Source organism: Bradyrhizobium sp. NBAIM08 (assembly GCF_020193935.1).
Taxonomy (GTDB): Bacteria; Pseudomonadota; Alphaproteobacteria; order Rhizobiales; family Xanthobacteraceae; genus Bradyrhizobium; species Bradyrhizobium yuanmingense.
The window spans coordinates 1-444 of sequence record NZ_JADYVR010000395.1 but is presented as its reverse complement, the minus strand read 5'-3'; the positions used below and the strand labels follow the sequence as shown (position 1 = coordinate 444).

General features: G+C 72.1%; 1 protein-coding gene. It reads left to right on the top strand.

The features are described 5' to 3' along the window. Positions 1–92: 92 nt before the first annotated feature. Positions 93–444 (top strand): glycosyltransferase family 4 protein (locus tag I6F37_RS40085; RefSeq protein ID WP_225154390.1); only part of this gene is annotated, 352 nt, incomplete at its 3' end.

Genomic DNA, 444 nt, shown 5'->3' with positions numbered 1-444 from the left:
GAACGGACGGCCGCCGCCGCCGTCGCTGCGGAGCGGTACACGCCGAGTCGCGTCGCCGAGCTGATGGCCCGCGCATACGACGCGGTGAGCGTGTGAAGCTCCTCGTCGTCGGTCTCGCGACCTTCGACCAGATGACCGGCGGCTCGGCCCGCTACATGAGCGGCATGATCGCCGCCCTCGTGCAGCGGGGCCACGAGGTCGAGGTCCTGACTGCGGGGCAGTTCGTCCAGACCGGGGGCCCGATGAAGCCCGGCGCCGCGGGTCAGGTGACCCGGCTTGTCCGTCGCATCGCCCTGCTCCACCCGCGAGCCGCAGCGGCCGTCGTCCGCCGCCGTCCCGATGTGGTGAATGTGCACTTCGCCTACGACGGGCTTGGAGCGGTGGTTGGGGCCCGGCTGACGGGAACCCCGGTCGTCGTGATGTTCCAGGGGCCATGGGCCCGTG